A 24,719-nucleotide genomic window follows, 5' to 3' on the forward strand; every position below is an offset into this window, starting at 1 on the left:
TCAAAACGGCCGTCTGGGCCACATGTTGTTTTCGAGGTTTTCTATGCCTGACCAGTCGATGAAGCCGACACCCCGCCCCGGTGTCATGGAGATTGCCGCCTATGTCCCCGGCAAGGACCATGTGGAGGGTGTTGCGAAGGTGCACAAGCTTTCGTCGAACGAGACCCCGCTCGGGCCGAGCCCGAAGGCGATCGAGGCGATGCGGAACCTCGCCGAAACCCTTGCGCTTTATCCCGACGGTCAGGCGACCGCACTGCGCGAGGCGATTGCCGCCAAATACGGTCTCAACACCAAGAACATCATCTGCGGTAATGGTTCGGACGAACTGCTCGGTCTCCTCGCCCACATCTATCTGGGCGAAGGCGACGAGGCGATCATCACCGAGCACGGCTTCCTCGTCTACAAGATCCAGATCATGGCGAACGGTGCGACGCCAGTCACGGTGAAGGAGAAGGATGCCACGGTCGATGTCGACGCCATTCTGGCCGCCGTCACCGATAAAACGCGGCTCGTCTTCATCGCCAATCCGGCAAACCCCACCGGCACCTATATCCCGTTTTCCGAGGTTCGCCGCCTGCATGCCGGCCTGCCGAAGAATGTCATTCTGGTGCTCGATGCCGCCTATGCCGAATATGTCCGCCGCAACGACTATGAGGCCGGTCTCGAACTGGTTGCCGAAAGCGCCAATGTGGTGATGACCCGGACCTTCTCGAAGGTTTACGGACTGGCGGCACTGCGCGTCGGCTGGCTTTACGGCCCGCTGGAAATCGTCGGCGCGCTGGATCGCGTGCGCGGTCCGTTCAACCTAAATGCCCCGGCCATTGCAGCGGCAACCGCGGCCATTCAGGATGATGGCTTTACCCAGAACGCCATCGAATTCAATGCTGAGTGGATCGAGACCCTGACCCGGGAGTTTTCTGCAATCGGTCTCAAGGTCACGCCTTCGGTCACCAATTTCGTGCTGATCCACTTTCCCGACCGCGATGGTGCGCGTGCAGCCGATGCTGACCGTTACCTTTCCGCGCGCGGCTATGTTCTGCGCGCCGTGGCGGGTTATGGCTTCCCGAACGCGCTGCGCATGAGTGTCGGCACCGAAGAGGCCAATCGCGGCGTGATCGCGGCCCTGAAGGAATTCATGGCCGAAAACAGCGAAACGGATGCGGCATGAGCGGTTTTATGTTTGAACGCGTCGCCCTGATCGGCATCGGCCTGATCGGTTCCTCGCTTGCCCGCGATATTCGCGCCAAGGGGCTTGCGGGCGAAATCGTGGTTTCGACGCGCTCGCCGGAAACGCTGCGGCGCGCGGAAGAACTCGGGCTCGGCGACCGTTACACCGCTGCCGCCGAAGATGCCGTGCGCGGCGCCGATCTGGTGATCGTCTCCGTACCCGTCGGCGCGTCGGGCGCGGTTGCCGAAAGGATCGCCCCCAATCTGAAGCCCGGCGCGATCCTCACCGATGTCGGTTCCACCAAGGCCTCGGTAATCGCCCAGATGACGCCGCATGTGCCCGACGGCGTGCATTTCATTCCCGGTCACCCGATTGCCGGTACGGAACGCTCCGGACCGGATGCGGGCTTTGAAGGGCTGTTCGTCGACCGCTGGTGCATCCTGACCCCGCTTGAGGGTACGGATGAAACCGCAATCGACAGGCTCACCGCATTCTGGCAGGCGCTGGGTTCAACGGTCGACCGGATGGAACCGGCACACCATGACAAGGTGCTGGCCATCGTCTCGCACCTGCCGCATATCATCGCCTACAACATCGTCGGCACCGCCGATGATCTGGAGACGGTGACGCAATCCGAAGTCATTCAATATTCGGCCTCGGGCTTTCGCGACTTCACCAGACTGGCGGCCTCCGACCCCACCATGTGGCGGGACGTGTGCCTGCACAACCGGGATGCCATTCTGGAAATGCTGGCGCGGTTTTCCGAGGATCTTGCCTATCTGCAGCGCGCCATCCGCTGGGGCGAGGGCGACAAGCTGTTCGAACTCTTCACCCGCACCCGCGATATCCGCCGCTCGATCATCGAAGCCGGCCAGGATGTCGACGCACCCGACTTCGGCCGCCACGGGCTCGACAAGAAGGACTGAGCCCCCTTCTGCGCCCCGTCAGACCGGCGGGATCTGGCCAAGCGGAATGAAACCGATCCGGGCCCGGCCATGGTCAACGCGGACATCGAGCGACATGGTGCGCTGACCGCCGGTAAACGACTTGATCAGCCCGGTCACCGTCGCAACGGGATTGGCGGCCTGCGGGAACGCCAGCTGAATAACCTGCGAGATACCGTCGATACCGGTCAGCTCGACGCTGAATCGGCCGTCCAGATAGCCGTCCTGATCGAAGGAAAACCGGCCGGAGACGGCGAAATGCGATTCCTGTTCGCCAATCGCAAGCGTTGCCTGGTTCAAAATACCGCTCTTGCCGCGAAGGGCGCTGGGCCGGATTTTCGTGGCCAGCAGCGATCCGCCGTCGTCAACCGTGGCGAGCAGATTGACCGATACCGCCGGCAGGGCCTCGGCATCGTTTTGCGGCCGCAGAACCCCGTTGGTCACCGTGAGGGCAAGATCGAGATCACCGTCATCATTGCGGACCAGCCCCTCGGCATATTCGGCCGTCAGCGTTCCCTGCTGACCGGCCGGCCCGGCAAAACGGGCCGTCAGCCCCTCAAGATCGTAGGAAATCAGACGCGGCGCCGAACGCCCGTAGATCAGCTTGCCGCCAAGGTGTTCCCATTCCGTCCGCAGCAGCATGCCGGCGTCGTTGTCGAGTGTGGCGGGTCCGGTTACCGTTGCCATCACGGACCAGGGCGCATAAACCGGCGCTTCGGCCAGAAGCTGCGGCGTATCGAACACGGCGTCGGTTTTACGATCGCGGACATGAAGACCATCGCAGAAGAAACCGAACCTTGCGGGGAAGCCCTGATAACCGATATCCTCACAGCTCACGACCGTGTTGCGCCCGTCCTGACCTTCCAGAAGCTCGAACATCCGGGCCTTGACGGTGCGGGCAATGAACAACCAGCCCAGTGCATAGACAGCCAGGAGGATGACCAGCACGATGAGTGACCACTTGAGAAATTTTCGCGTGCGGGTTGAACTTGCCATGAAAGCTTCCCATTCTGTCCTTCGTTCCAAACGACGTCAGGCATAGCATATGGACGAATTCTGGGTATTTGGCTACGGCTCGTTGATGTGGAACCCCGGTTTCCCGAACCACAAGCGCGTGAATGCACGCCTTTCAGGCTATCATCGCAGCCTGTGCGTCTATTCCCATGTTCATCGCGGCACTGCGGAGATGCCCGGCCTTGTGCTGGGTCTCGACCGCGGCGGTTTTTGCGAGGGCGTCGCCTTCGCCGCCAAAAGCGACGATGAAGAGGCGGTGATGGATTATCTGCGCGCCCGCGAACTTGTTACCCGGGTCTACCGCGAACTGGTTTTGCCGGTCCGGCTTGAAAACGGCTCCACGGTCCCGGCGGTTGCCTATGTCGTCGATCATTCCCATACGCAGTATGCGGGCAAGGTGGCGCCCGAACACGCCGCCGAACTGGTGCGCAACGGACATGGCCAGTCGGGCGCGAACCGCGATTACGTTCTCAACACGGTCGATCATCTGCGCCAGTTGCAGATCGGCGACGCGGCACTGGAATCAATCGCCCGACTGCTGCGCAATGAACAGCCGCGCCCGAAATTCGGCGACGGCCCCTGAAACGCCGGAGCTGTCCTAAGACCCGCCGGATGTCAGTGCCGCAACGCGCTCCTGCGTCACCGCAGGAAGGTCGAGATGCGGGTTTTCGGCAACGGTTTCGACAAGCAGGCGGTCGCTTTCCCGCTCCATGGTCTCGACAAGCTCGGCAAAAAACGCCTTGGGCGGTTTGCCCGGCGCAATGGCCGGCAGGACCCTCACCTTGAAATGGCCTTTCTGGCGGCGGAAATTGCCGCGCGGCCAGAACAGCCCCGGATGCATGACCACCGGCACCACGGGAACCGCAAGTCCGCTGTAGATGAGCTGAATGCCGCGTTTGTAATCCGGTTCAGCCCCCGGCGGACGCCGGGTTCCTTCCGGAAAGATGATCAGCTGCCGCCCGGTCTCGACCTCAGCCTTGGTGCGTTTGATCGCATCGGCCATGGCCCGCCCGCTTGCCGCGCGGTCGACGGCAATCTGACGTTGTTTTTTCAGATACCAGCCGAAAAGCGGCATCTGGATCAATTCGCTCTTCAGCATGAAGACCGAATCCGGCACCCACGGCAAAAGCATGATCGTGTCCCAGGCCGACTGATGCTTCGGCGCGATGATGCAGGGACCGTCGGGCAGGTTTTCCAGCCCCTCGATCTCAAAGGTGGTCCCGACCCAGAAGCGCATCTGGCGATTGACGAAACGGCCCCAGCCCTGAACCACCACACGATAGGCATTCTTGCGCGAGGCGGAAAAATAATAGGGCGACTGGACGATCATCCTGAGCGCCGTGCCGACGTAAAAGGCGGTATTGAACGCAAGAGAACGAAGAACGCCCATGTCTCTATTTTTCCTGCCCTGCGGGGCTCAGCACCCTGAGCCCGGTCACCGCGCGCACATGCGCCCCGATGAATTTGAGATATTCCGACGCCAATACCTTCACATAACGCAGATTGCCATACCAGGGGCCGTCGCCCTCGCCCATCTGCACAGGATAGCCGACGAATATCGTATCCGGATCGATATGCCGCAATTCGAACAGACTGCGCGGCAGGTGGTAGGCGCTGGTGACGACCAGCACGCGCCGATAGTCGTGTTCCTCGATCCATTTGCGGGTTTCCACCGCATTGCCATGGGTATCCAGCGCCTCGTAGCCGACATCGACACAGCATTCGAACAACTGGCTGTCGCCGCCGGTCAGCACGCGGATGCTTTCCGGTGTGGTGGCGGGATTGACGCCCGAGATCAGCAGACGCTCGCCCGCACCTTCGGCCAGAAGCAAGAGCGCCTCGTCGATACGGCGCGATCCGCCGGTCAGCACGACAATGGCATCGGTCTCGTAAAGCGCAGGCGGCCTGGTCGTCATCACACTGACCGAAAACCACAGGAACCCGCCGCCAAAGGCGATGACGACAGCAACAACGGCGGTCAGCAAGGCGCGCAGCAGAAAACACCCACGCGAAGTCTCACCGCTCCGCACACCGTCCCCGTGCCCGCTTGTTCCAGGCGACTTGCACACCCGCTCCGCCATATCCCTTCCATTCCAGCCGTTTTCCAGCCGCAGTTGCCGGTTGTTTCCGGCAGGACAACATTTCAGCGACTGTCCGAATCAACCGGCCGCCGGTTCTCTATACATGACAGACGATATAGCTGAAATTCAGGCGGCAGGGCGACACCGGATAGGTTGCAAATCGGACCGGTCTACAGGCTGTCTGTGCGCTCCGGGTCCGAACGGATATGATCGATTTCCCGGATCGTGCGGATCACCGTCAGCCGGGCGGTCAGCGTGGTCAGCGCGGCGATGATGACAATGGTCAGCAAGATACCCGCATAGGCGCCCCAGCCGATCGAGATCGAGCCGAACAGCGCCGTTGCCTGATCGGCTCCGGGGGTGGCCAGGAAACGCGCCTGCCAGAACCGCGCAATCACGAAGAACAGGCAGGCCAAAGCACCGCCGAGAAACGCCCCCTTCAGCGCGACATTGAGGAAATGGTTCTGGAACTGGCGCGCCACGAAACTGCCTTCGGCACCGACGAAATGCAGCACCTCGACAATATCGCGGCTGCCTGAAAGCGCGCCGCGGGTGGCAAACACCACGGTCAGCACCATGGCCGAGAACACCAGCGCCATGACCGAAGCGCCGATTGTGGTCGTCGCATCCGCCATCGCGGAGAGCCGGTCCACCCATGCACGGTGATCGTCGAGATAGGCGCCGGGCACGGCACTTTGCAGCGCATCGGCCATCGCCGCGAAATCCGGCGGATTGTTTTCATCGATGGTGACGATCACCAGACGCGGCACCGGCAGTTCATCGAAATCAAGCCCGGTGCCAAGCCAGGGTTCAAGCAGCCTTTCGGTCGCCGCCTCATCCACCACCTGACCGTCAATCGTGCCGACGAACTGCAGCGCCACATCCCGGGCGTTGAGAAGCGCCTGGTTCATGTCGCGGCCCTCGGCGGGCTTGATCTGGATGGTGACCTCGCGGGAAATACCGCCCTGCCAGCTTGCCGCCGTGGCCCGCACCATGGAAACGCCGCCAAGGGTCAGACATGCCAGAAACGCCATGATCGCGATGACCGCCATCAGCGCGCGCGACTGAACATTGGAGGGCGGGACGATCGGCGTCGGCTTGCGGCTTCCCGAGCCGGCGATCGGCGGCTTTTTGATGTTGCGTCTCGCGGCGGACACAGCATCGCCCGCTTTGGCTGTTGCCGGGCGCGCCTGCGGCGTGCGTTGCGTTGACGCGGGTTTGTCATCTAAGGGTGTTTCACGGGCTTCGGCGCGCGGCAGCGGCGGTCGGTCGTCAGCCGGCGGCGTTGGCGGCCGCTGCATCCTGGCCTGCCTTTCGGCGCGCTCTGCTTCGGCCTTTTCCCGTGCAGCCTTTGCCTCTGTGGCCCTTTGCTGTTCCTGCTCTTTCTGGCGGGAGGCGGCTTCCTGCTGCATCTGACGTTTTCGCGCAGCTTCGGCCTCGTGCACGCGGATTTCCTCGCGGCGGCGCTCCTCGAGGATCCGCGCCTCAAGCAGGCGTTCCTCGCGCGCACGTGCTTCGGCACGGCGGCGTTCTTCCTCGCGCTGGCGCTGAAGACGCTCTTCCTCCAGACGGGGATCGCGGATCGAGCGGGGCGGCCTAGTCATAGATATCGAGCCTTCCCTCCGACAGGATCATCCGCCGTGCAGCGTAACGATCCATCAGTGCGATATCGTGGGTCGCGATCACCACCGCCGTGCCCAGCCGGTTGAGTTCGACAAGCAGGCTGAGAATCCGCCGCGCCATCGGCGGATCGACATTGCCGGTCGGCTCGTCGGCCAAAAGCACTTCCGGCTGGTCGATCAGGGCGCGCGCGATTGCCGCGCGCTGCTTTTCCCCGCCGGACAGCACCGGCGGGCGCACATGCAGCCGCTCGCCGAGCCCGACCCATTTCAACAGCTCGATCACGTCATTGCGATAGGTCACTTCCTCCTTGCCGCGCACCCGCAGCGGCAGGGCCACATTTTCATAGGTCGTCATGTGGTCGAGCAGGCGAAAATCCTGAAACACGATGCCGACGCGGCGACGCAGCATCGGCAGTTCCTTGTGGGGAATGACGGCGACATCGCGGCCGAACAGGCGGATAAGACCGCGCGTCGGCTGCAATGCCATCAGCATCAGCCTAAGCAGCGTCGTCTTGCCGGCGCCCGACGGACCGGTGAGGAACTGGAAGGAATGTTTCGGGACATCGAATGTCAGGTCCCTGAGGACTTCCGGCCCCATTCCGTACCGGAGACCAACATTTTCAAACTGGATCAATGCCATGGTGAGCAGGCAGCCTCGTCTTCTCGATCAGCGCCATTTTTACGTGATTATGAATAACAGGAGGTGAACAGACCCGCAAAGGTGCATATGGTTCGGGGATTATCCACGGAGAAATGCAGGCTGTGGCAGGCGCTTTCCGGTGTTGCGATTGCCGCCCGCGTGCAAACCCACTAAAACCGGATACTCCCGACAGGCAATGACAGCGGCGCCCCGGCAGACCGAACCGGCGGCGTGCAGACAAGAGGAGCACCCATGCACGTCGTTCGCGGAAAGAATATCGAGGTCCTGTTTTCCACCGAGGAAATCGCCAGGCGCAATGAAGAGCTGGCGCTTGAAATTGCCAAGGGACCGGCAGAGGACCTGCTCGTCATCGCCATTCTCAAGGGCTCCTTCGTCTTTGCCGCGGATCTGATCCGCGCGCTGCACAAGATCGGCCTTGCGCCCGAAGTCGAGTTCATGACGCTTTCAAGCTACGGTACCGGCACGGTCAGCCGCGGTGTGCGCCTCGTCAAGGATATCGACAGCGTGGTGGAGGGCCGCGACGTTCTGCTGATCGACGATATCCTCGAATCCGGCCGGACCCTCAGATTTGCCCGCAACCTGATGCTGGAACGCGGTGCGGCCAATGTCTCGATCGCCGTCCTGCTCGACAAGCAGAACAAACGCGAAGAGGTTCTGGAAGCCGATTACGCCGGTTTCCACTGCCCGGACCGCTTTGTCGTCGGCTATGGCATGGATGTCGCCTATGCCTTCCGCGAGCTTCCCTTTGTCGGCGTTATTACCGGTGATGCTTAACCAAGATTAAATCGCGGTAACATACCTTGTTAACTACATAAATCGCCATTTTTCGATGTTTACTTCTCGCTAGGAAAGTTCTGGTGATCTCTATGGCAACAAAGCCCGGAACAATGGGCATGCCAACAGGGTTATGACAAGACAGAAAGAACTGGACAGCGCCATGGCGAGGATTTTGATCACGGAAGACGAAGAATCTCTGAGGGCATTTGTCGCCCGTGCGCTCAGGCTCGACGGCCATGAAACGGTCGAGGCCGGCGATGGCGCGGAAGGGCTGGAGTTGCTGTCTGCAAGTGACTACGACCTGCTGCTCTCGGATGTACGCATGCCGATCATGGACGGCATTGCGCTGGCCCATCAGGCAGCCAGCACCCATCCGGGGATGAAGATCCTGCTGATGACCGGTTTTGCCGAACAGCGCGAACGCGCCGACGACCTGATGGAAAAGATCGTCGATGTCGTGCCCAAGCCTTTCGCCCTGCCGGATATCCGCAAGGCCGTGGCCCGGGCGCTGGCGGCCTGAGCATCATCAGAGCCGCAGCCTGTTTGTCGACGAACCTGTCTTCTGCCTCCGGGTCATCCTCGGGCTTGACCCGAGGATCCAGGGCCACACGACCCGAGTTCACGAAAACTCTTCATACTCAAGGACTTGAGCAAAATGGATGCTCGGGTCAAGCCCGAGCATGACACCTGTCGGGGAGGATCCGTGGCGGGTTTCAATCTGCCCGCCTCCGGCTTTGATGCCAATCCGAGCCGCAGCCCCAAAAAAACGAACTGCGACCTTCTCGTTTCATCCGCTCGTTTCACTGCGCGGCGTAACCGCCATCCACCAGATGGTAGCTGCCGGTGACGAAGGAGGCGTCTTCCGACAGCAGGAAGGCCGTGAGGCTGGCGACTTCATCCGCCGTGCCAAGTCTCCCGATCGGGTGCAGCGCAACCAGACCTTCGATCTCGTCAGGCTCCAGATTGTCGTCAAGCAGCGGGGTGCGGATAAAGCCGGGGCCGACCGCATTGATGCGGATGCCGCGTTTGGAATATTCAAGCGCCGCGGACTTCGTCATCCCGATCACCGCATGTTTCGACGCGACATAGGCGGGGGCCGTCGAAAAACCGTTGGTTCCGAGAATCGATGACATGTTGACGATCGAGCCGCCGCCGGATGCCTCGATGGCTGCAAGCTCATACTTCATGCAGTAGAACACCGCATGCAGGTCAACATCGAGCACCTTGTGCCATGCCTCGATATCGTAATCGCCGATCGGCTCGGAAGGGCCGCCGATGCCGGCATTGTTGACCGCGCCGTAAAGGCCGCCATAGCTATCCACCGCGAAACGCACCATCGCTTCCACGGCCCCGGCATCACCCACGTCAACGGCGAAGACCGCGGCCTTGCCGCCGGATTTCTCGACGTCGACGACGGTTTTCTTGGCATGGTCCTCGTTAAGGTCCGCGACAACCACATTGGCGCCCTCGCCCGCCAGAAGGTGTACGCAGGCCTCGCCAATGCCGGATGCGCCCCCGGTTACGATGATGGTCTTGTTTTCAAATCTCCTGGACATAACGATACTCCTCAATACCGAAGCGCCCATATGGGCGCCTACAAATGAGGTGGGCACGAAAGCCCGCTTTTTAAAGGCATATCGACAGAAAATCAGTTCTGCGACCGAGGTTCCAGCAACCGCTCCAGATAGGGCGGTTCGGAGGGCAGCGGGGCCTGTTCATTGAGGCGTTCGCGGATGGCATCGAGGATTTCACGGGCGCGTTCGACGGTAAACTCATCCGGCACCTGAACATCATTGCCGAAATCAAACCCGTCGGCACCGGGATTGCGGCCGAGCGGGTCGCGGCCGGTCTGATTGCCCCAGCCGGTCTGGCCGTTAGGTCCCTGCTGGCCCTGCCCCTGGCCTTGCGCCATCATCGCATTCATCATCTGCTGGGCGCCCTGGCGCAGCGCTTCCAGCGCATTGCCCTGGCCCTCGAGCGCGCCCGAGCCCTCGCCCTCGCCAAGCGATTCGGCGGCACCATCCATCGCCTCGCCGGCGCGGTCGAAGCCTTCGGCCGGCGGCATGCCGAGTTCGGACAGCTTCTGCTGCATTTCGCCCAGCTGTTCCGAAAGCGCCTGTTGCTGTTCCTGAAGCTGACGCAGCGCCTCGCGCAGTTCCTCCGCCGTCATTTCCTGCGGCGAACGCTCTCCGCCGGCCTCACCCTGCTGTTCGCCGTTCTGGTCAGGCGGCGGATCGCCCCACTGCTCCCGGTCGCGCAGTTGCTGGTCGAGTTCGAAGGTCTCGTTCATCAGCCGCTGCTGTTCCTGGATCAACTCGCCGAGCCTGTCCACCTGTTCGCGCATTTCGGAATTCTGCTGCCCGCCCTGCTGTGCCATGGAAGACGGCGGCTGGATGTTGTTCATCATCCGCTGCAGTTCCGACAAAAGCTGCTGGGCGGCAGCCCGGTCACCGGACCGGGCAAGGTTTTCCAGCTGGTTGAGCAGGTTATCGAGATCGCGCTGGCGCAATGCCTGCTGCTGGCCCTGCTGCATGTCGGACGGCTGCATCCGCTCGGCCATTTCCGAGAGGTATTCCTGCATCGCCTGGCGCAGTTCTTCCATCAGCTGAGCAATTTCCGCATCCGAAGCACCGTCGCGCAGGGCTTCGCTCAGCGCATCCTGTGCCTCGCGCAGCCGCCGCTCGGCCTCCGACAATTCGCCGTCCTCGATGCCGGTCGCAATCTCCCAGAGGTAATCCGCGGTATCGCGGTAACTTTCCTCATCACGGGCCAGAAGCATGCGCGTCTGCGCCGATTTGATCAGCAGATATTGCGTGAGATCGGGGATGGTTTCTTCCGGACGCAGCGTGATTGCCGCGCTGTATTGCAGCGCCTCGGGCATGGCGCGGGTGTCGAGCGCGAAAATCTGCCGCTGTTCGGCAACCGAACCGGCCAGAAGATTGTAGAACGGGCGCGCGGGCAGCACCGTTTCGAACGGCGCGCTGCGGGCAACATGGCCGGCCGCATCTTCCGCAATCAGCGTGATCGTGACCGGCTTGCCGGAAAGCGGGTGTTCGGTCAGGTTGCGACTGGTAAAGGCGGAATGATCCTCGCTGGAACGCGACGGCATGTTCAGCGGAAATTCCGGCTGCGGATAAAGCGGTTTCGCGTCCTCATCGACATCGCCCGCCGGAGCGATTTCGGCACGGGCGGCCGTTACCCCGTAATCGTCGGAAACGGTGTATTCGAGCTCCAGCGCGCCGTTTGCCGCTGCTTTCGGCTCTCCCTTGAAGGCGATCACCGGCATTGCATCCGGCACGACGCCGATCGTCCATTGCCGGCCGGCTGCGTCCAGAACGCCGCTTGCAGAAAGCGTGAAACTCGCGCTGCGCATCAGTTCGCCGTCTTCCGCCTCGTCCGGCGCCTGCGCCTGATCCGCCTCATCCGGCGTGAAGGATATCGGCGCATCGGCTCCCTCGCCCGAAAGACGGACCGTCAGCATGGAGCCTTCGGGGATTGCGTCGATCTGATCGGCCCCTTCGGACTGAAGATAGACCGGGGCCTTGCGGGTATAGGGCGGCGGCGAAATCCAGGCATCGAACCGCAATGCCAGCACGGCCGCGCCCTCCTCGGCCGGCGGCAGGAAGGCATCGGCAAGCCTGCCGGACCCCGTCGCGCCTGCATAGAAGAACGCCACGAACAGAAGAAGCACGGGAACGGCGCGCAAGCCATACGGATCAACGGCGGAAAGGTCGGGACGGGCAAGCCCGCTGTCGATCGCGCCGAGTTTTTCGGCCATGCGCCGCTGATGCGCCTGCCAGAGCGCCATCGCCTCGGGCGTTTCACGCGCGGGCCTGTCGCCGGCAACCGAAATCACCTGATGCGCGAGCCCATTCTCGCCCTCAAGCCGCCGTTCGGCCTCGGCGCGCGTGGGGTTTCTGAAACGGCGCAACGGCCAGAAACCGGCAACGAAACCGCCGGCCAGCAGCAGAAGAAGAACGATCCTGAGCGCAAACGGCACGGCATGAAACAGGCCGAGCCATGACAGCGCGAGATAAAGCGCCACAAAGCAGGCGGGCCAGAGCAAGCCCGGCAACAGCCGTTCGACAGCAAGATTGAAGCGGGCAACAGCACGTTTGCGGGCGATACGCCGCATCAGTGCTTCGCCTTCCCGGCCCCGGTCAGGCGCTTGTGTTCCGGTGTCGTGCATACCAGCGGTCATAGGCCCTGTCTGTCGCGCCCGAAGGCGGCGGCGTGAGCGTGAACGTTTCAAAAAACATAGCACGCTTTATGACGATAGCGAGGAGGCCGCGCCAAATTCGTAAAAATCCGCCTTCAAAACTTAGCGAGCGGGATCACATCCAGTCCGGCAGCGAATCCAGGCCGATCAGGTCTTCATAACTGCCGCGCGGACGGATGACGTGATAGCGGTCGCCATCGACCAGCACTTCCGGCACCAGAAGGCGGGTATTGTATGTGCCCGCCTGCACCGCGCCATAGGCGCCGGCTGTCGAAACCGCCAGAAGATCGCCCGGTTCCGGCCGGCCCATTTCACGCGAGAGCGCCAGATAATCGCCGGTCTCGCAGACCGGGCCAACGACATCGGCCGTCATCCGCTCAGCCTTCGGGTTTGGCACCACAGGACGGATTTCGTGATGGGCTTCATAAAGTGTCGGGCGAATGAGGTCGTTCATCGCACCGTCGACAATCACGAAGCTTTTGGCTTCCGCATCCTTCACGTAAAGCACTTCGGTGACGAAAATACCGGCATTGCCGGCAATCATCCGGCCCGGCTCGGCGACAATCCGGCAGTCGAGACCGGCCAGTTCTTCGCGGATGATCGCGGCATAGGCCGTCGGTTCCGGTGGCGGATCATTGTCGAAATGATAGGGAATGCCGAGGCCGCCGCCGACATCGACATGATCGATCGCGTGCCCCTGTTCCCTGAGTTTCAGGACCAGCGCCTTCATCAGCCGAAAGGCATCGCGGAAGGGCACAAGCTCGGTGATCTGGCTGCCGATATGCATGTCGATCCCGGTCACGCGGATGCCGGGCAGCTCTGCCGCGCGGGCATAAACGGCCTCGGCACGGGTAAAGGCGATGCCGAACTTGTTTTCCTTCTTGCCGGTCGAAATCTTCGCATGGGTCTTGGCATCCACATCCGGATTGATGCGGAAGGACACCGGCGCGATCATGCCCTTCGCCACGGCGCGGGCATTGAGAACCTCAAGCTCCGGTTCGGATTCGACATTGAAGCAGTAGATGCCCGTTTCCAGCGCAAAATCGATCTCGCGCACGGTCTTGCCGACACCGGAAAACACGATTTTTTTCGGGTTCACGCCGGCGGCCAGCGCGCGGCGCAGTTCGCCTTCCGAAACGACATCCATGCCGGCGCCGAGACCGGCCAGCATTTTCAGGATCGCCTGGTTGGAATTGGCCTTGACCGCATAGCAGACCAGCGCATCCGAACCGGCAAAGGCTTCTGCAAAGACCTTGTAGTGGCGCGAAAAGGTCGCCGTGGAATAGCAATAGAACGGCGTCCCCACGGCTTCGGCAATCGCCGGAATGGAAACACCCTCGGCATAAAGCACGCCGTCGCGATACTCGAAATGGTTCACGAAAAAAGACCTGGCCTAGTTGATGAGGGAATCGAGAAAGAAGGTATCGGGCTCGCCAGTGGCAGTGGAAGCCGGTTCGCTGATGGCGGCGTCCGGCCCGTTATTGATGACATTGTTGCCGGAGCCGTCGAAGACAACCGGTTTGTCGTTCGGCGCGATCTGGATGGCCGGCGTGTTTGCATCACGCGCCTCGCGTTCGGCCTGCTGGGGCGTTGCCGGGGGCACTTCCAGCGGACCACGCCGGCCGCAGGCCGTCAGCGCCAGCGCGCTTGCCAATAATGCCGCAACGGCAACCCTGTCTTTTCTCATGGCGTGTTCCACCGCAAGCCTTTTCAAAACCCGATCTTCTCCCTGATAGCCGATCAGGGAGAACTTGTGCACCCTCAAACGCGCAGGAAATCAAACGTGATCGCGCCACCAGGCAATTTGCCTGCGCACTTCGTCCGGCGCCGTGCCGCCAAAGCTCTTGCGGCTGGCGACTGAGGCCTCGACCGTCAGCACGTCGAAAATCCCCTCGGTGATCGCCGGATTGATCGCCTGAAGCTCTTCAAGCGTCAGGCCTGCAAGGTCGCATCCCTTCTTCTCGGCAAGGGCAACTGCATGGCCGGTGGCGTGATGGGCATCGCGGAAGGGAAGCCCCGCCTCGCGCACCAGCCAGTCGGCAAGATCCGTTGCGGTGGAAAAACCGGAACCGGCGGCCGCCTTCATGGAGGCGGCATTCACGGTCAGGTCACCGACCATGCCGGTCATGGCGGCGATTGCAAGTTCGAGGCTCTTTGCCGCGTCGAAAACCTGTTCCTTGTCTTCCTGCATATCCTTGGAATAGGCAAGCGGCAGGCCCTTCATCACCGTCAGAAGCGCGATCAGCGCGCCATTGACGCGGCCGGTCTTGGCGCGCACCAGTTCGGCGGCATCCGGGTTCTTCTTCTGCGGCATGATCGAGGAGCCGGTCGAAAAGCTGTCGGAAAGCCGGACGAAATTGAACTGCGGCGTCGACCATATGACGATTTCCTCAGCCAGACGCGAAAGATGCGTGGCGCAGATCGAGGCTGTCGACAAAAACTCCAGCGCAAAATCGCGGTCGGAAACCGTATCGATGGAATTGCGCGTCGGCCCGCCGGCAAAGCCGAGCGCGGCGGCCGTCATGTGGCGGTCGATGGCAAAGCCAGTGCCTGCCAGTGCTGCAGCCCCCAGCGGGCTTTCGTCCAGATGCTCGATGGCGTGGCGCACGCGCTTGCGGTCGCGGCCGAACATTTCGACATAGGCGAGGCAATGATGGCCGAAGGTGACCGGCTGGGCGGTCTGCAGATGGGTAAAGCCCGGCATCACCGTTTCGGCATGTTCTTCGGCGCGCTCCAGAAACACGCCGATCAGGCGCGTCAGAGCCGCTTCCGTCTTGGTCAGTTCCTTCTTCACCCACAGGCGGAAATCAAGCGCCACCTGGTCGTTGCGCGAGCGCGCCGTGTGCAGGCGGCCGGCCGCAGCGCCGATCAGCTCGCGCAGGCGCGATTCAATATTCATGTGAATATCTTCAAGCTGGCGCGAGAAGGTGAAGCCGCCCTCTTCGATCTCACGACGAATTGTTGTCAGCCCTTCCAGAATTGAGGCCTTGTCCTCTTCCGAAATGATGCCTTTTTCGGCAAGCATGGTCGCATGTGCGATCGAACCGTCGATATCCTCGTTATAGAGAGCCTTGTCGAAATCGATGGAGGCATTTATCTCCTCCATGATCGCATCGGGACCGGAGGCGAAACGCCCGCCCCACATTGTGTTCGAGGTGCTGTTGTCGGAAGCCATGACGTGCCTATCTGGAGAGTGACATGACGAAGAAGAGCCGCAAGAGCCCCATCTCCGCCAGACTTGTTCTTATCGCGCTTGTTGCCGGGCTTATCGCCGGCGCTGTGGCGGTATACGTGAAAAATACCTTTTCTGGCAATGGCGCGGGTGAACTGGCCACAGCCGGCGAATGCGAAATGGCGGTCGAGACCGCGGCCGCGCTGAAACCGCTGGCAATAGGCGAGGTCGCCGCCTTCATTCCCGCCGACAAACCACGCCCAATGCCAAACCTTGCCTTTCGCAGCGATGACGGTGAAACATCACTCGCCGCCTTCAAGGGCAGAACCGTGCTGATGAACCTGTGGGCGACATGGTGCGTGCCCTGCCGCGAGGAAATGCCGGCGCTCGATGAACTCGAGGCGACAATGGGGAACGAGAATTTCGAGGTCGTCGCCGTCAATATCGACACCGGCTCCGATGAAAAGCCGAAGAGATTCCTCGACGAAATCGGCATTTCGTCGCTGGCCTATTACCGTGACGAAACCATGGGCGTGTTCAACACGCTGAAAAAGGACGGCCTCGCCTTCGGCCTGCCCTCCACCGTCCTGATCGACGAAAACGGCTGCCTGCTCGGCTCCATGAACGGCCCCGCCGAATGGGCAAGCGACGACGCGAAAGCGCTCGTGGGCGCGGCATACCAGCCTTAAACCGCGACATTGGTCATTTTCGGGATTTTCTTGAAAGGAATGGCTGGGGAACCTGGATTCGAACCAGGACTAACGGAGTCAGAGTCCGTGGGTCTACCGTTAACCTATTCCCCACCGTCCGGCGCGGATGCGCCTTCAATGTGGGGCGCTTATAAACAGAATTACCCCGGCTTGCCAAGGGGAAAATTCAAAATTTTCCTGTTCGTTGACGATCATGCCCGGACAGGCGGCGAGACGCAAAAATCGACAAAAGAAAAGGCATTGGCCTTGCCTTCCGCGGCTGCTATGATGACGTCAACTGAAAATCGATTGAGCGCCATGTTGCGAGCGACCCTTTGGGACAGCGGCTTGCGCGGCGCGATGGAACTGGAAAAGTGGAAGACCCCCAAAACAGCGACAGGCTGTCGGATGGCGGGGCGCGCTTGGAAAAAGGCAGCGAGGGCAAGCGGACCCGTCGTCGCCGATCCCGGAAAGGCAACAGAAATGCTGCCCCCGGAGTGCCCGCATTGAATGACGGCGCCAGTGCGTCGTCCGGTAGCGACCCGGCTATGCCGCAGGCCGCAGCCGTTCCCGGTAAACGCAAGCGCCGTCGCGGCAAACGCCGCAAGGGCGGTGGCGGCCTCGTGCACGATGCAGGCAGCGGCCAGCCGCTTGCGAGCGTTGGCGATATCGCCCGTGAAAAGCCGGACGGCGACACCGCCGCACCCCGACAAAAGAAACGCAGACGACGACGCAAGGCCCATACCAAGGGGCCGCTTGGCGCCGATGGCTGCAAACATGTGCGCGCTTCCGGTGCAAAACCAGACCGGGCGGATGCCGCGGGTAAGCCGGCCGCAGCAGATGCCCCGCCGCCCCCGCAAAAACGGGGTCCGCACACGGGCGGGACGGCACAAAACGCACCACAGAAACCACAACGCGACCCGGCGCCGCATACAACCGGTCCCGGAAACGGCGGTCCGCGACATGCGGGCAATACCCTCTACGCGGCGCTCGATCTCGGTACCAATAATTGCCGGCTTCTGATTGCCCAGCCGACGCGCCATAATCAGTTTCGCGTGGTCGATGGTTTTTCGCGCATCGTCAGGCTCGGTGAAGGCCTTGCCGCAACAGGCAGCCTGTCACCCGAGGCGATGGACCGGGCCGTCGAGGCGCTTTCACTGTGCGCGGCCAAGCTTAAGGGTCGCTCGGTCCGGCGCATGCGGCTGATTGCGACGGAAGCCTGTCGCGCCGCCGATAATGGCGATGCCTTTCTCGAACGGGTGCGTAACGAAACCGGGCTTGAACTTGAAATCATCAACCGCGAAACCGAAGCACGGCTTGCCGTTTCAAGCTGCGCATCGCTGATCGGGCGGGAGACCCGTTCCGCCGTGCTCTTCGATATCGGCGGCGGCTCCTCGGAAATCGCCGTGATCCGGTTCGGCGAGAACCGGTCGCTGCGCATCGCCAATCATATCTCGCACTGGACATCGCTGCCTGTCGGGGTCGTCACGCTTTCGGAGCGGTATGGCGGCCATCACGTCACGCCGGCGATCTTCGAAGACATGGTTGCCGAAGTGACCGCTCTGCTTGGCGATTTCCACTGCCCGGAAATCGAGGGCAACGCCCATGACAACGGCTTTCACCTGATCGGCACGTCGGGGACAGTGACGACGCTGGCCGGCGTCCATCTCGATCTGCCGCGCTATGACCGGCGCAAAGTCGATGGCATATGGCTTTCCAATGACGAGGTCTCCGCCATGCAGGACAAGCTCTTGTCCTGGGATTTCGCGGGGCGGGCGGCCAATCCCTGCATCGGCCCCGACAGGGCCGATCTTGTGCTGGCGGGTTGCGCCATTCTGGAGGCGATCCGCCGCCGCTGGCCGGCGCCGCGCATGCGGGTTGCCGACCGGGGCCTGCGCGAGGGCATTCTGACGGACATGATGATGCGCGACGGCGTGTGGCGCTCCAAGCGCCGCCGGGGCGGTTTCAACCGCGCCCACCAGCCACGCCACGACACCAGGGACTGACAAAAAAATGGCCAAGCCACCCTCAAAACCGGCCCGCACCGGCCGCAAGATCGGCCAGAAGGTCAAGAAAAGCAAACTCAAGGCCTCGTCACGGCGCTGGATCGAGCGGCATATCAACGACCCTTACGTTCAGCGCGCAAGGACCGAGGGTTTTCGCGCACGCGCCGCCTACAAGCTGCTGGAAATCGATGAAAAACACGAGATCCTCAAGGGCGCACGGCGGATCATCGATCTGGGCGCGGCCCCCGGCAGCTGGTCGCAGATCGCCGCCAAGGTAACCGGGTCCACGGATACGGATGTGCGGGTGGCCGCGATCGATTTTCTCGAAATGGCGCCTGTTCCCGGTGTCAAATTCTTCCAGATGGATTTTCTGGACGATGACGCGCCGGAACTTCTGCGCGACGCGCTCGACGGTCCGCCCGATCTGGTCATCTCGGACATGGCCGCGCCGACCACGGGCCACAAGCGCACCGACCATCTGCGCACCATGTATCTGTGCGAGGTGGCCGCCTATTTTGCAATCGAGACCCTGGCCGAAGGCGGACATTTTCTGGCCAAGACCTTTCAGGGCGGGGCCGAAAACGATCTGCTGACCATGCTCAAGCAGAATTTCAAACAGGTGGTCCACGTCAAGCCGGCGGCATCGCGTTCCGAATCGGTGGAGATGTTCGTGCTCGCCAAATCCTTCAAGGGCCGCCAGACGGACGATTGAGAGCGCCGTCACGCGATCGCGGCTGAAACCGACTGCCCGGTCCAGTCAGGCAACAGTGATGCCTATTGATGAGCTGCGTTCATCTTTGTCAGCAATGCGGGCATCTTTTTGAGCCAGCGGCGCATGGCCACATTGAGGGTCGATGTGGTCAGGCGGCACGCTGTGCCTTCCCGGCCATGACGGACGTGATCGAAGTGAAAGGACAGCGCCATGAACTGGACACCGGAACAACTCGAGGATATCGCGATTGCCGACGATTTCCGCATCGCCCCGTTTCGCGAGGACGGGAAAACCTACGGTACGCCAACCTTCATCTGGTCGGTTGTGGCGGATGGCGAACTCTATGTGCGCGCCTATAACGGCACGCGTTCGCGCTGGTATCGGTCAGCACTTGAACAAAAGGCAGGGCGCATCAGTGTTGCCGGAAAAACCCATGAGGTCAGCTTCGAGCCGGTGACCGACGATGCCGTGAATGACCGCATTGATGATGCATACCGTGCAAAATATGCCAGCAGCAGCTACCTGTCCCCGATGATCGCGCCGCGGACGCGCGCTGCAACGATGCGGGTTACCCCGCGCAAGGCCTGAAGGCCACGGGATGGACCGCTGATGCGGTCTGTCCCGGAGAAACGATTACCGGAAACTGTTGGGGTACCGGCGATAGGCTTCGCGGCGGACTTCCTGATAGTTTTCGATGAAGTCGTTGAAGCCGTGGGCAAGGCGAACAAAGGGATTGTGCGAGCGGGTGTTTGAGGTCTGGCCGTCACGGTTGCGATGTCCGAAAGACATGTCTTGAACTCCTTATTTTCGCGTGTGACCAATATATAATACCGTCGCGGCCGCACGAACATGGACAAGCTGTCATCGCAGCCATGCACTGAAGTCTTGCCTCAAGGGCCGCCCTCCCCGAAATCGGGTTTGGACGGGTTGTCGGCACTGTTGAGAAACCAGGCGAGCAACTCCGCACTGTTGCGCAGCCCAAGCGCCCGGGTCATGCGCAACCGGTGGGTTTCGATGGTTCTGCGCGAAAGTCCCAGTTCTCCGGCGATTGCGGCATTGGTCTTGCCCTGGGCAACCAGTGTGAGGATCTGACGCTGGCGGCCGGTCAGCACCGTGTTGGCGGCAGACACCGGCCGTGTGATCGGTTCGAAACAGTAAACTGCCGCAGCAAACGGGTCATCGGTGTTGTGCGAGCGCCCCCGAACGCGGCACCAGAACCGGCGGCCGTCGGTCGCCGCCATGATCCGCTCGTCGTAATAGACCGCCCCGCCCGGCAGGTTATCCCTCCACATCTCTCCGGTGCGCACGAAGTCGTCAATGGCCGGATAAAGTCGCGCAAAGCTCTTGTTGATCAGCGCCTCGCGATCATAGCCGAACAGGGCCGCAAACTCTTCATTGCAGTCACGGATCACGCGGTGGGTGGCAAACACCAGCGGCACCGGCAGTTCGAGCAGGGTAAAGGCGGGCGAGGGTTGAGCAGTGTTCATGTCGTATAAATACGACTCGGGCCGGGGCTGCCGCAAGCTTATTCTGTTTCTGACAAATGGCAATTTCTCTGGGAGGAGACAATGCGGAAAGTCTATGGGACGGCAGCCGAAGCGCTGGCCGGTCAGTTGCGTAACGGCATGGTGATCATGTCGGGCGGCTTCGGCCTTTGCGGCATTCCCGAGGCGCTGATCGAAGCGGTAGAGCAATCCGGCGCCCGCGACCTGACGGTGATTTCAAACAATGCCGGCGTTGACGGGATCGGCCTCGGCCGGCTTCTGGAAACCCGGCAGATCAAGAAAATGATCTCGTCTTATGTCGGCGAGAACAAGCTTTTCGCCGAACAGTACCTGGCCGGCGAACTCGAGCTGGAGTTCAATCCGCAGGGCACGCTTGCCGAGCGCATCCGCGCCGGCGGGGCCGGCATTCCGGCTTTCTTCACCAAAACCGGCGCCGGCACGCTGATTGCCGAGGGCAAGGAAGTCCGGCGCTTTGACGGCGACGACTATATCATGGAAACCGGCCTTGTTGCCGATGTCGCCCTGGTTCACGCCTACAAGGGCGATCATGAAGGCAACCTCGTCTACCGAAAGACGGCCCGCAATTTCAATCCGGATATGGCGACGGCGGCCCGGCTGACGGTCGCGGAGGTCGAGCATCTGGTCGCCCCCGGCGAGATCGATCCCGACCATGTGCATACGCCCGGCATCTTCGTCTCCCGCATCGTGCATGTGCCCGACCCCGTAAAGCATATCGAAAAGCGCACCGTGCGCGAACGCAAGACGGAGGGCGCGTAATATGGCCTGGACACGTGACGAGATGGCGGCACGCGCCGCCCGCGAGCTTGAGGACGGATTCTACGTCAACCTCGGCATCGGCATTCCCACGCTTGTTGCCAATTATATTCCCGACAGCATGGATGTCCGCCTGCAAAGCGAAAACGGCATGATGGGCATGGGGCCGTTTCCCTATGAGGGCGAGGAAGATGCCGACCTGATCAATGCCGGCAAGCAGACGGTGACTGCACTGCCCGAAACCAGCTTTTTCTCGAGCGCCGACAGTTTCGCGATGATCCGCGGCGGCCATATCGACCTGTCGATCCTCGGCGCCATGCAGGTTGCCGAAAACGGCGACCTCGCCAACTGGATGATCCCGGGCAAGATGGTCAAGGGCATGGGCGGCGCCATGGACCTGGTTGCCGGTGTCAAACGCGTGGTCGTGGTGATGGAGCACGAGGCCAAGGGCAGCCCGAAGCTTCTGCGCGAATGCAATCTGCCGCTCACCGGCACCCGCGTGGCCGATATGGTGATTACCGATCTCGGCGTTTTCACCATCGCGCGCCACGGCCCGGTGAAGATGGTTCTCACCGAACTTGCCGACGGCGTCAGCCTTGAGGAAATCACCGCCCGAACCGAAGCCCGTTTCGAGGTGGGGCTGGACCACCCGGAGGGCTTGAAATGAGTGATGTCGTCATTGTCGCGGCCACGCGCACCGCTGTCGGAAGCTTCATGAAATCCTTCGCCACCGTTCCCGCCCATGTGCTCGGCGCGGCCGTCATCGGCGAGGCGCTGAAGCGCGCCAACGTGGCGCCGGATGCGGTGGACGAGGTAATCCTTGGGCAGGTGCTGGCGGCAGGCGCCGGCCAGAACCCGGCCCGGCAGGCAGCCATCGCCGCCGGAATTCCCGATACCGCAACCGCTTTCGGCATCAACCAGGTCTGCGGCTCCGGGCTGCGTACCATAGCACTGGGCATGCAGCAGATTGCCTGCGGCGATGCCGGGATCGTGGTTGCCGGCGGGCAGGAATCGATGTCGCTTGCGCCCCATTGCGCCAATCTGCGCAGCGGCCATAAGATGGGTTCGGTCAGCTTTGCCGACACCATGCTTTGCGACGGGCTGATCGATGCATTCGATGCCACCCATATGGGCATCACCGCCGAAAATGTCGCCCGGAAATTCGGTATCGACCGGGCGCGGCAGGATGCCTTTGCGATTGAAAGTCACCGCAAGGCGGCCGCCGCCCGGGCGGCTGGCCGGTTTGCCGAGGAAATCACGCCGGTCACGGTGCGTGTGCGCAAAAACGAAACGGTCGTCGACAGCGACGAGCATATCCGCCTCGACGCAAGCCCGGAAACGCTTGCCGCACTGCGTCCTGCCTTTGAAAAGGACGGCACGGTGACGGCAGGCAATGCCTCGGGGCTGAATGACGGTGCTGCGGCTTTGGTGCTGATGCACGCCGACGAGGCCGCCCGGCGCGGCCTTGTTCCGCTTGCCCGCATCGCCTCCTGGGCGACAGCCGGCGTCGACCCGACCATCATGGGCACGGGCCCGATTCCCGCCTCCCGCAAGGCGCTCGAAAAGGCCGGCTGGTCGGCGGAAGACCTCGACCTTGTCGAAGCCAACGAGGCGTTCGCGGCACAGGCCTGCGCGGTTAATGACGGGCTCGGCTGGGATCCGGAAAAGGTCAACGTCAATGGCGGCGCGATTGCCATCGGCCATCCGATCGGCGCCTCCGGCGCCCGTATTCTGGTGACGCTGCTTCACGAACTGAAACGCCGCGACGCCCGCAAGGGCCTCGCCACGCTCTGTATCGGCGGCGGCATGGGCGTCGCGCTCTGCGTGGAGCGGGGATAAGGCGCAGCCGAGAGGACACCCGACAGGTTCCAGATACCGGGAGACACTGAGAAGCGCCCCGGTGCGACCATCATGCCATTTACCGCTCAAGCCTTTGCAGCAGGGCCATTGACGGCTCGCCAGTGACCTCAAGCCCGTGCCCTCTCTGATAGGCGGATATCGCAGCACGGGTTTCATCGCCGAATACGCCGTCAATACTGCCGGGATCATAACCCGCCGCCTTCAGCCGCATTTGCACCGCCTTGCGCTGATCGGCGGAAAAACCGTATCGATCCGGCGGAAAACTGCCGCGAATCGGACCGGCGCCCGCAATCCGGTCGGCAAGATAGCCGACGCCGAGCGCATAATTTGTCGAATTGTTGTAGCGCTTGATAACATCGAAATTCGGCCCCACGGCAAAGACCGGGCCGCCAGCCTGCGGCTGTATCCGTCTGGTGCCGGCGGCAGCCCCGGGCGAGCCCTCCTCCCCGCCCCAGGGTTGGCCTTTCCGCCATCCCGAACGCGAAAGATAAGACGCCGTGCTGGCCAGTGCATCGGTCGGGTCGTCGCCCCAGATATCACGCCGCCCGTCGCCGTTGAAATCGACCGCATAGGCCAGATAGGACGTCGGGATGAACTGGGTATGGCCCATGGCCCCGGCCCAGCTTCCCACCATGCCCTCCGGACTGATGTCGCCGTTTTGCAGGATCCTGAGAGCCGCCGTCAGCTGTTGTTCGAAAAACGCGCCGCGCCGGCCGTCATACGCCAGCGTGGACAGGGACGACACGACCGGCACATTGCCGCGCCGTTCGCCATACATGGTTTCAAGCCCCCAGATCGCAACAATAACGTTGGCATCGACGCCGTAGGTCGCCTCGATCCGGTCCAGCACATCGCGATAGCGCGCATAATTGGCGCGCCCCTTGGCAACCCGCTCATCGGATGCGGCAATCGCCAGATATTCCTCCAGCGTGCGGGCGAATTCCGTCTGGTTGCGGTCGGCCTCGATCACGCCCGGCGTATAGCCTGCGCGGGCAAAGGCTGCGTCCAGCGTCGCCGTGGAAATGCCGCGCCCTTCAGCCCGGCCCCTGAACCCGGACACCCAGGCATCCCAGCCGCGATTGGGCATTTGTCGCATGCCCGGATCGGCAACTGGCGTAAAGCCGCCCGTCAGATTGCTGGAGCAGGCAGACAGAAGAACGGCAAGGGCCCCGGAAGAAAATGCGCGTCGTGTCAAATACATGGCGTCGATCCGATTCGGAGCATTTCTGAAGAGAACGATTCTATCGGATAACATGAAAGCGGCAAAGAGTGGGCAGAAAGCGCAAACTACGCTGCCGCGGCATCCAAGACATCCCGGAGCATTGTCGCCTCAAACGGGCTTGCGATGAGGGACTAACGTCAACCGTCTTAAGATATCAATGTCTTGGAAAAATGATTGGTGCCCAGAAGAGGACTCGAACCTCCACACCCTTGCGAGTACCAGCACCTGAAGCTGGCGCGTCTACCAATTCCGCCATCTGGGCAACGAAGGCCCGTTTAAGAGACCCGGCGGGT

26 protein-coding genes and 2 tRNA genes are annotated in these 24,719 nt (G+C 61.9%); 13 read left to right on the plus strand and 15 right to left on the minus strand.

The window, feature by feature from the left end:
* Positions 1–43: 43 nt before the first annotated feature.
* Together hisC and ACHZCU_RS05985 are read left to right on the plus strand one after the other, a co-directional pair.
* Positions 44–1,168 carry a histidinol-phosphate transaminase gene (gene hisC, locus ACHZCU_RS05980; protein ID WP_319518049.1) on the plus strand — a complete coding sequence of 375 codons (1,125 nt, stop codon included), beginning with the start codon at positions 44–46 and terminating at the stop codon, positions 1,166–1,168.
* Positions 1,165–2,094 (plus strand): prephenate/arogenate dehydrogenase family protein, encoded by a 930-nt coding sequence (locus ACHZCU_RS05985; RefSeq protein WP_319518050.1) that lies wholly within the window; start codon positions 1,165–1,167, stop codon positions 2,092–2,094. The genes hisC and ACHZCU_RS05985 overlap by 4 nt, the downstream gene beginning before the upstream one ends.
* Positions 2,095–2,112: 18 nt before the next feature.
* Here the strand turns inward: ACHZCU_RS05985 and ACHZCU_RS05990 are convergent, their stop codons facing one another.
* Positions 2,113–3,108: a DUF2125 domain-containing protein gene (locus tag ACHZCU_RS05990; protein ID WP_319518051.1), complete on the minus strand. Its 996-nt coding sequence runs from the start codon at positions 3,106–3,108 to the stop codon at positions 2,113–2,115.
* A 49-nt stretch (positions 3,109–3,157) separates the two neighbouring features.
* Here ACHZCU_RS05990 and ACHZCU_RS05995 point away from each other — a divergent pair, with 49 nt between their 5' ends.
* Complete coding sequence (locus ACHZCU_RS05995; RefSeq protein ID WP_106307581.1) at positions 3,158–3,709, plus strand: gamma-glutamylcyclotransferase; 552 nt, start codon at positions 3,158–3,160, stop codon at positions 3,707–3,709.
* A 15-nt stretch (positions 3,710–3,724) separates the two neighbouring features.
* Here the strand turns inward: ACHZCU_RS05995 and ACHZCU_RS06000 are convergent, their stop codons facing one another.
* The 4 genes from ACHZCU_RS06000 to ftsE all read right to left on the minus strand — a co-directional run bounded on the left by ACHZCU_RS06000 (position 3,725) and on the right by ftsE (position 7,463).
* Positions 3,725–4,516, minus strand: coding sequence for a 1-acyl-sn-glycerol-3-phosphate acyltransferase (locus ACHZCU_RS06000; protein ID WP_319518052.1), 792 nt, complete (start codon positions 4,514–4,516; stop codon positions 3,725–3,727).
* 4 nt (positions 4,517–4,520) lie between these two features.
* Positions 4,521–5,156 carry a YdcF family protein gene (locus ACHZCU_RS06005; RefSeq protein ID WP_319518053.1) on the minus strand — a complete coding sequence of 212 codons (636 nt, stop codon included), beginning with the start codon at positions 5,154–5,156 and terminating at the stop codon, positions 4,521–4,523.
* 221 nt (positions 5,157–5,377) lie between these two features.
* Complete coding sequence (locus ACHZCU_RS06010) at positions 5,378–6,259, minus strand: ABC transporter permease (protein WP_106307959.1); 882 nt, start codon at positions 6,257–6,259, stop codon at positions 5,378–5,380.
* 544 nt (positions 6,260–6,803) lie between these two features.
* Positions 6,804–7,463: a cell division ATP-binding protein FtsE gene (gene ftsE / locus ACHZCU_RS06015; protein WP_106307961.1), complete on the minus strand. Its 660-nt coding sequence runs from the start codon at positions 7,461–7,463 to the stop codon at positions 6,804–6,806.
* Between the two features lie 258 nt (positions 7,464–7,721).
* Here ftsE and hpt point away from each other — a divergent pair, with 258 nt between their 5' ends.
* Together hpt and ACHZCU_RS06025 are read left to right on the plus strand one after the other, a co-directional pair.
* Positions 7,722–8,264, plus strand: coding sequence for a hypoxanthine phosphoribosyltransferase (gene hpt, locus ACHZCU_RS06020; protein WP_106307590.1), 543 nt, complete (start codon positions 7,722–7,724; stop codon positions 8,262–8,264).
* Positions 8,265–8,427: 163 nt separating this feature from the next.
* Complete coding sequence (locus ACHZCU_RS06025) at positions 8,428–8,787, plus strand: response regulator (protein ID WP_106307964.1); 360 nt, start codon at positions 8,428–8,430, stop codon at positions 8,785–8,787.
* Between the two features lie 280 nt (positions 8,788–9,067).
* On the opposite strand, the gene ACHZCU_RS06030 is transcribed toward ACHZCU_RS06025, so the two are convergent.
* From ACHZCU_RS06030 to argH, 5 genes are all read right to left on the minus strand, one after another.
* On the minus strand, positions 9,068–9,823 hold the full coding sequence (locus tag ACHZCU_RS06030) for an SDR family oxidoreductase (RefSeq protein WP_319518054.1): 756 nt from the start codon (positions 9,821–9,823) through the stop codon (positions 9,068–9,070).
* Positions 9,824–9,915: 92 nt separating this feature from the next.
* Complete coding sequence (locus ACHZCU_RS06035) at positions 9,916–12,468, minus strand: TIGR02302 family protein (protein WP_319518055.1); 2,553 nt, start codon at positions 12,466–12,468, stop codon at positions 9,916–9,918.
* Between the two features lie 133 nt (positions 12,469–12,601).
* Positions 12,602–13,864, minus strand: coding sequence for a diaminopimelate decarboxylase (gene lysA, locus ACHZCU_RS06040; RefSeq protein WP_319518056.1), 1,263 nt, complete (start codon positions 13,862–13,864; stop codon positions 12,602–12,604).
* A gap of 15 nt (positions 13,865–13,879) precedes the next feature.
* Complete coding sequence (locus ACHZCU_RS06045; protein WP_319518057.1) at positions 13,880–14,173, minus strand: lipoprotein; 294 nt, start codon at positions 14,171–14,173, stop codon at positions 13,880–13,882.
* 90 nt (positions 14,174–14,263) lie between these two features.
* A complete protein-coding gene (argH, locus tag ACHZCU_RS06050; protein WP_106307602.1) occupies positions 14,264–15,661 on the minus strand; it encodes an argininosuccinate lyase in 1,398 nt (465 codons plus the stop codon).
* A 23-nt stretch (positions 15,662–15,684) separates the two neighbouring features.
* Between argH and ACHZCU_RS06055 the strand changes: the two genes are divergently transcribed.
* The gene (locus ACHZCU_RS06055; protein WP_319518058.1) at positions 15,685–16,347 is read left to right on the plus strand and encodes a TlpA disulfide reductase family protein; all 663 of its coding nucleotides are present in this window, start codon (positions 15,685–15,687) and stop codon (positions 16,345–16,347) included.
* A 40-nt stretch (positions 16,348–16,387) separates the two neighbouring features.
* Here the strand turns inward: ACHZCU_RS06055 and ACHZCU_RS06060 are convergent.
* Positions 16,388–16,461 (minus strand) — tRNA-Gln (locus ACHZCU_RS06060).
* A 24-nt stretch (positions 16,462–16,485) separates the two neighbouring features.
* On the opposite strand from ACHZCU_RS06060, the gene ACHZCU_RS06065 reads away from it, so the two are divergent.
* From ACHZCU_RS06065 to ACHZCU_RS06080, 4 genes are all read left to right on the plus strand, one after another.
* Positions 16,486–16,857 carry a hypothetical protein gene (locus ACHZCU_RS06065; protein ID WP_319519819.1) on the plus strand — a complete coding sequence of 124 codons (372 nt, stop codon included), beginning with the start codon at positions 16,486–16,488 and terminating at the stop codon, positions 16,855–16,857.
* 38 nt (positions 16,858–16,895) lie between these two features.
* Positions 16,896–18,353 carry a Ppx/GppA phosphatase family protein gene (locus ACHZCU_RS06070; RefSeq protein ID WP_394706102.1) on the plus strand — a complete coding sequence of 486 codons (1,458 nt, stop codon included), beginning with the start codon at positions 16,896–16,898 and terminating at the stop codon, positions 18,351–18,353.
* A 7-nt stretch (positions 18,354–18,360) separates the two neighbouring features.
* Positions 18,361–19,065, plus strand: coding sequence for an RlmE family RNA methyltransferase (locus tag ACHZCU_RS06075; protein ID WP_106307611.1), 705 nt, complete (start codon positions 18,361–18,363; stop codon positions 19,063–19,065).
* 210 nt (positions 19,066–19,275) lie between these two features.
* A complete protein-coding gene (locus tag ACHZCU_RS06080; protein ID WP_319518059.1) occupies positions 19,276–19,653 on the plus strand; it encodes a DUF2255 family protein in 378 nt (125 codons plus the stop codon).
* 45 nt (positions 19,654–19,698) lie between these two features.
* On the opposite strand, the gene ACHZCU_RS06085 is transcribed toward ACHZCU_RS06080, so the two are convergent.
* Both ACHZCU_RS06085 and ACHZCU_RS06090 read right to left on the minus strand, forming a co-directional pair.
* Positions 19,699–19,854 (minus strand): hypothetical protein, encoded by a 156-nt coding sequence (locus tag ACHZCU_RS06085; protein ID WP_181190776.1) that lies wholly within the window; start codon positions 19,852–19,854, stop codon positions 19,699–19,701.
* 101 nt (positions 19,855–19,955) lie between these two features.
* The gene (locus ACHZCU_RS06090) at positions 19,956–20,552 is read right to left on the minus strand and encodes a PAS and helix-turn-helix domain-containing protein (protein ID WP_319518060.1); all 597 of its coding nucleotides are present in this window, start codon (positions 20,550–20,552) and stop codon (positions 19,956–19,958) included.
* Between the two features lie 81 nt (positions 20,553–20,633).
* Between ACHZCU_RS06090 and ACHZCU_RS06095 the strand changes: the two genes are divergently transcribed.
* From ACHZCU_RS06095 to ACHZCU_RS06105, 3 genes are read left to right on the plus strand one after another with little or no spacing between them, the layout of a single operon-like run.
* Entirely contained in the window at positions 20,634–21,347 is a 714-nt protein-coding gene (locus ACHZCU_RS06095) for a CoA transferase subunit A (protein WP_319518061.1), read from the plus strand.
* A gap of 1 nt (position 21,348) precedes the next feature.
* Positions 21,349–22,011 carry a 3-oxoacid CoA-transferase subunit B gene (locus tag ACHZCU_RS06100; RefSeq protein WP_319518062.1) on the plus strand — a complete coding sequence of 221 codons (663 nt, stop codon included), beginning with the start codon at positions 21,349–21,351 and terminating at the stop codon, positions 22,009–22,011.
* Entirely contained in the window at positions 22,008–23,183 is a 1,176-nt protein-coding gene (locus ACHZCU_RS06105; protein ID WP_319518063.1) for an acetyl-CoA C-acetyltransferase, read from the plus strand. The genes ACHZCU_RS06100 and ACHZCU_RS06105 overlap by 4 nt, the downstream gene beginning before the upstream one ends.
* 79 nt (positions 23,184–23,262) lie before the next feature.
* On the opposite strand, the gene ACHZCU_RS06110 is transcribed toward ACHZCU_RS06105, so the two are convergent.
* Positions 23,263–24,405 carry a lytic murein transglycosylase gene (locus ACHZCU_RS06110; protein WP_319518064.1) on the minus strand — a complete coding sequence of 381 codons (1,143 nt, stop codon included), beginning with the start codon at positions 24,403–24,405 and terminating at the stop codon, positions 23,263–23,265.
* A gap of 196 nt (positions 24,406–24,601) precedes the next feature.
* Positions 24,602–24,688: transfer RNA gene (locus ACHZCU_RS06115), tRNA-Leu, on the minus strand.
* Positions 24,689–24,719: the final 31 nt, after the last annotated feature.

It is taken from the genome of uncultured Martelella sp. (genome assembly GCF_963677965.2).
In the GTDB taxonomy this organism is placed as follows: Bacteria; Pseudomonadota; Alphaproteobacteria; order Rhizobiales; family Rhizobiaceae; genus Martelella; species Martelella mangrovi.

Excerpts from the sequence above, each read along its gene's own strand:
- argH (WP_106307602.1), bottom strand. The coding sequence starts at position 15,661 with ATGGCTTCCGACAACAGCACCTCGAACACAATGTGGGGCGGGCGTTTC.
- ACHZCU_RS05995 (WP_106307581.1), top strand. The coding sequence starts at position 3,158 with ATGGACGAATTCTGGGTATTTGGCTACGGCTCGTTGATGTGGAACCCC.
- ACHZCU_RS06035 (WP_319518055.1), bottom strand. The coding sequence starts at position 12,468 with ATGACCGCTGGTATGCACGACACCGGAACACAAGCGCCTGACCGGGGC.
- ACHZCU_RS06030 (WP_319518054.1), bottom strand. The coding sequence starts at position 9,823 with ATGTCCAGGAGATTTGAAAACAAGACCATCATCGTAACCGGGGGCGCA.
- ACHZCU_RS06000 (WP_319518052.1), bottom strand. The coding sequence starts at position 4,516 with ATGGGCGTTCTTCGTTCTCTTGCGTTCAATACCGCCTTTTACGTCGGC.
- hisC (WP_319518049.1), top strand. The coding sequence starts at position 44 with ATGCCTGACCAGTCGATGAAGCCGACACCCCGCCCCGGTGTCATGGAG.
- ACHZCU_RS06010 (WP_106307959.1), bottom strand. The coding sequence starts at position 6,259 with ATGGCGGTCATCGCGATCATGGCGTTTCTGGCATGTCTGACCCTTGGC.
- hpt (WP_106307590.1), top strand. The coding sequence starts at position 7,722 with ATGCACGTCGTTCGCGGAAAGAATATCGAGGTCCTGTTTTCCACCGAG.
- ACHZCU_RS06100 (WP_319518062.1), top strand. The coding sequence starts at position 21,349 with ATGGCCTGGACACGTGACGAGATGGCGGCACGCGCCGCCCGCGAGCTT.
- ACHZCU_RS06055 (WP_319518058.1), top strand. The coding sequence starts at position 15,685 with ATGACGAAGAAGAGCCGCAAGAGCCCCATCTCCGCCAGACTTGTTCTT.
- ACHZCU_RS06025 (WP_106307964.1), top strand. The coding sequence starts at position 8,428 with ATGGCGAGGATTTTGATCACGGAAGACGAAGAATCTCTGAGGGCATTT.
- ACHZCU_RS06075 (WP_106307611.1), top strand. The coding sequence starts at position 18,361 with ATGGCCAAGCCACCCTCAAAACCGGCCCGCACCGGCCGCAAGATCGGC.
- ACHZCU_RS06110 (WP_319518064.1), bottom strand. The coding sequence starts at position 24,405 with ATGTATTTGACACGACGCGCATTTTCTTCCGGGGCCCTTGCCGTTCTT.
- ACHZCU_RS06105 (WP_319518063.1), top strand. The coding sequence starts at position 22,008 with ATGAGTGATGTCGTCATTGTCGCGGCCACGCGCACCGCTGTCGGAAGC.
- ACHZCU_RS05990 (WP_319518051.1), bottom strand. The coding sequence starts at position 3,108 with ATGGCAAGTTCAACCCGCACGCGAAAATTTCTCAAGTGGTCACTCATC.
- ACHZCU_RS06085 (WP_181190776.1), bottom strand. The coding sequence starts at position 19,854 with ATGTCTTTCGGACATCGCAACCGTGACGGCCAGACCTCAAACACCCGC.
- ACHZCU_RS06045 (WP_319518057.1), bottom strand. The coding sequence starts at position 14,173 with ATGAGAAAAGACAGGGTTGCCGTTGCGGCATTATTGGCAAGCGCGCTG.
- ACHZCU_RS06065 (WP_319519819.1), top strand. The coding sequence starts at position 16,486 with ATGTGGGGCGCTTATAAACAGAATTACCCCGGCTTGCCAAGGGGAAAA.
- ACHZCU_RS06095 (WP_319518061.1), top strand. The coding sequence starts at position 20,634 with ATGCGGAAAGTCTATGGGACGGCAGCCGAAGCGCTGGCCGGTCAGTTG.
- ACHZCU_RS06090 (WP_319518060.1), bottom strand. The coding sequence starts at position 20,552 with ATGAACACTGCTCAACCCTCGCCCGCCTTTACCCTGCTCGAACTGCCG.
- ACHZCU_RS06080 (WP_319518059.1), top strand. The coding sequence starts at position 19,276 with ATGAACTGGACACCGGAACAACTCGAGGATATCGCGATTGCCGACGAT.
- ACHZCU_RS06070 (WP_394706102.1), top strand. The coding sequence starts at position 16,896 with ATGCCGCAGGCCGCAGCCGTTCCCGGTAAACGCAAGCGCCGTCGCGGC.
- ACHZCU_RS05985 (WP_319518050.1), top strand. The coding sequence starts at position 1,165 with ATGAGCGGTTTTATGTTTGAACGCGTCGCCCTGATCGGCATCGGCCTG.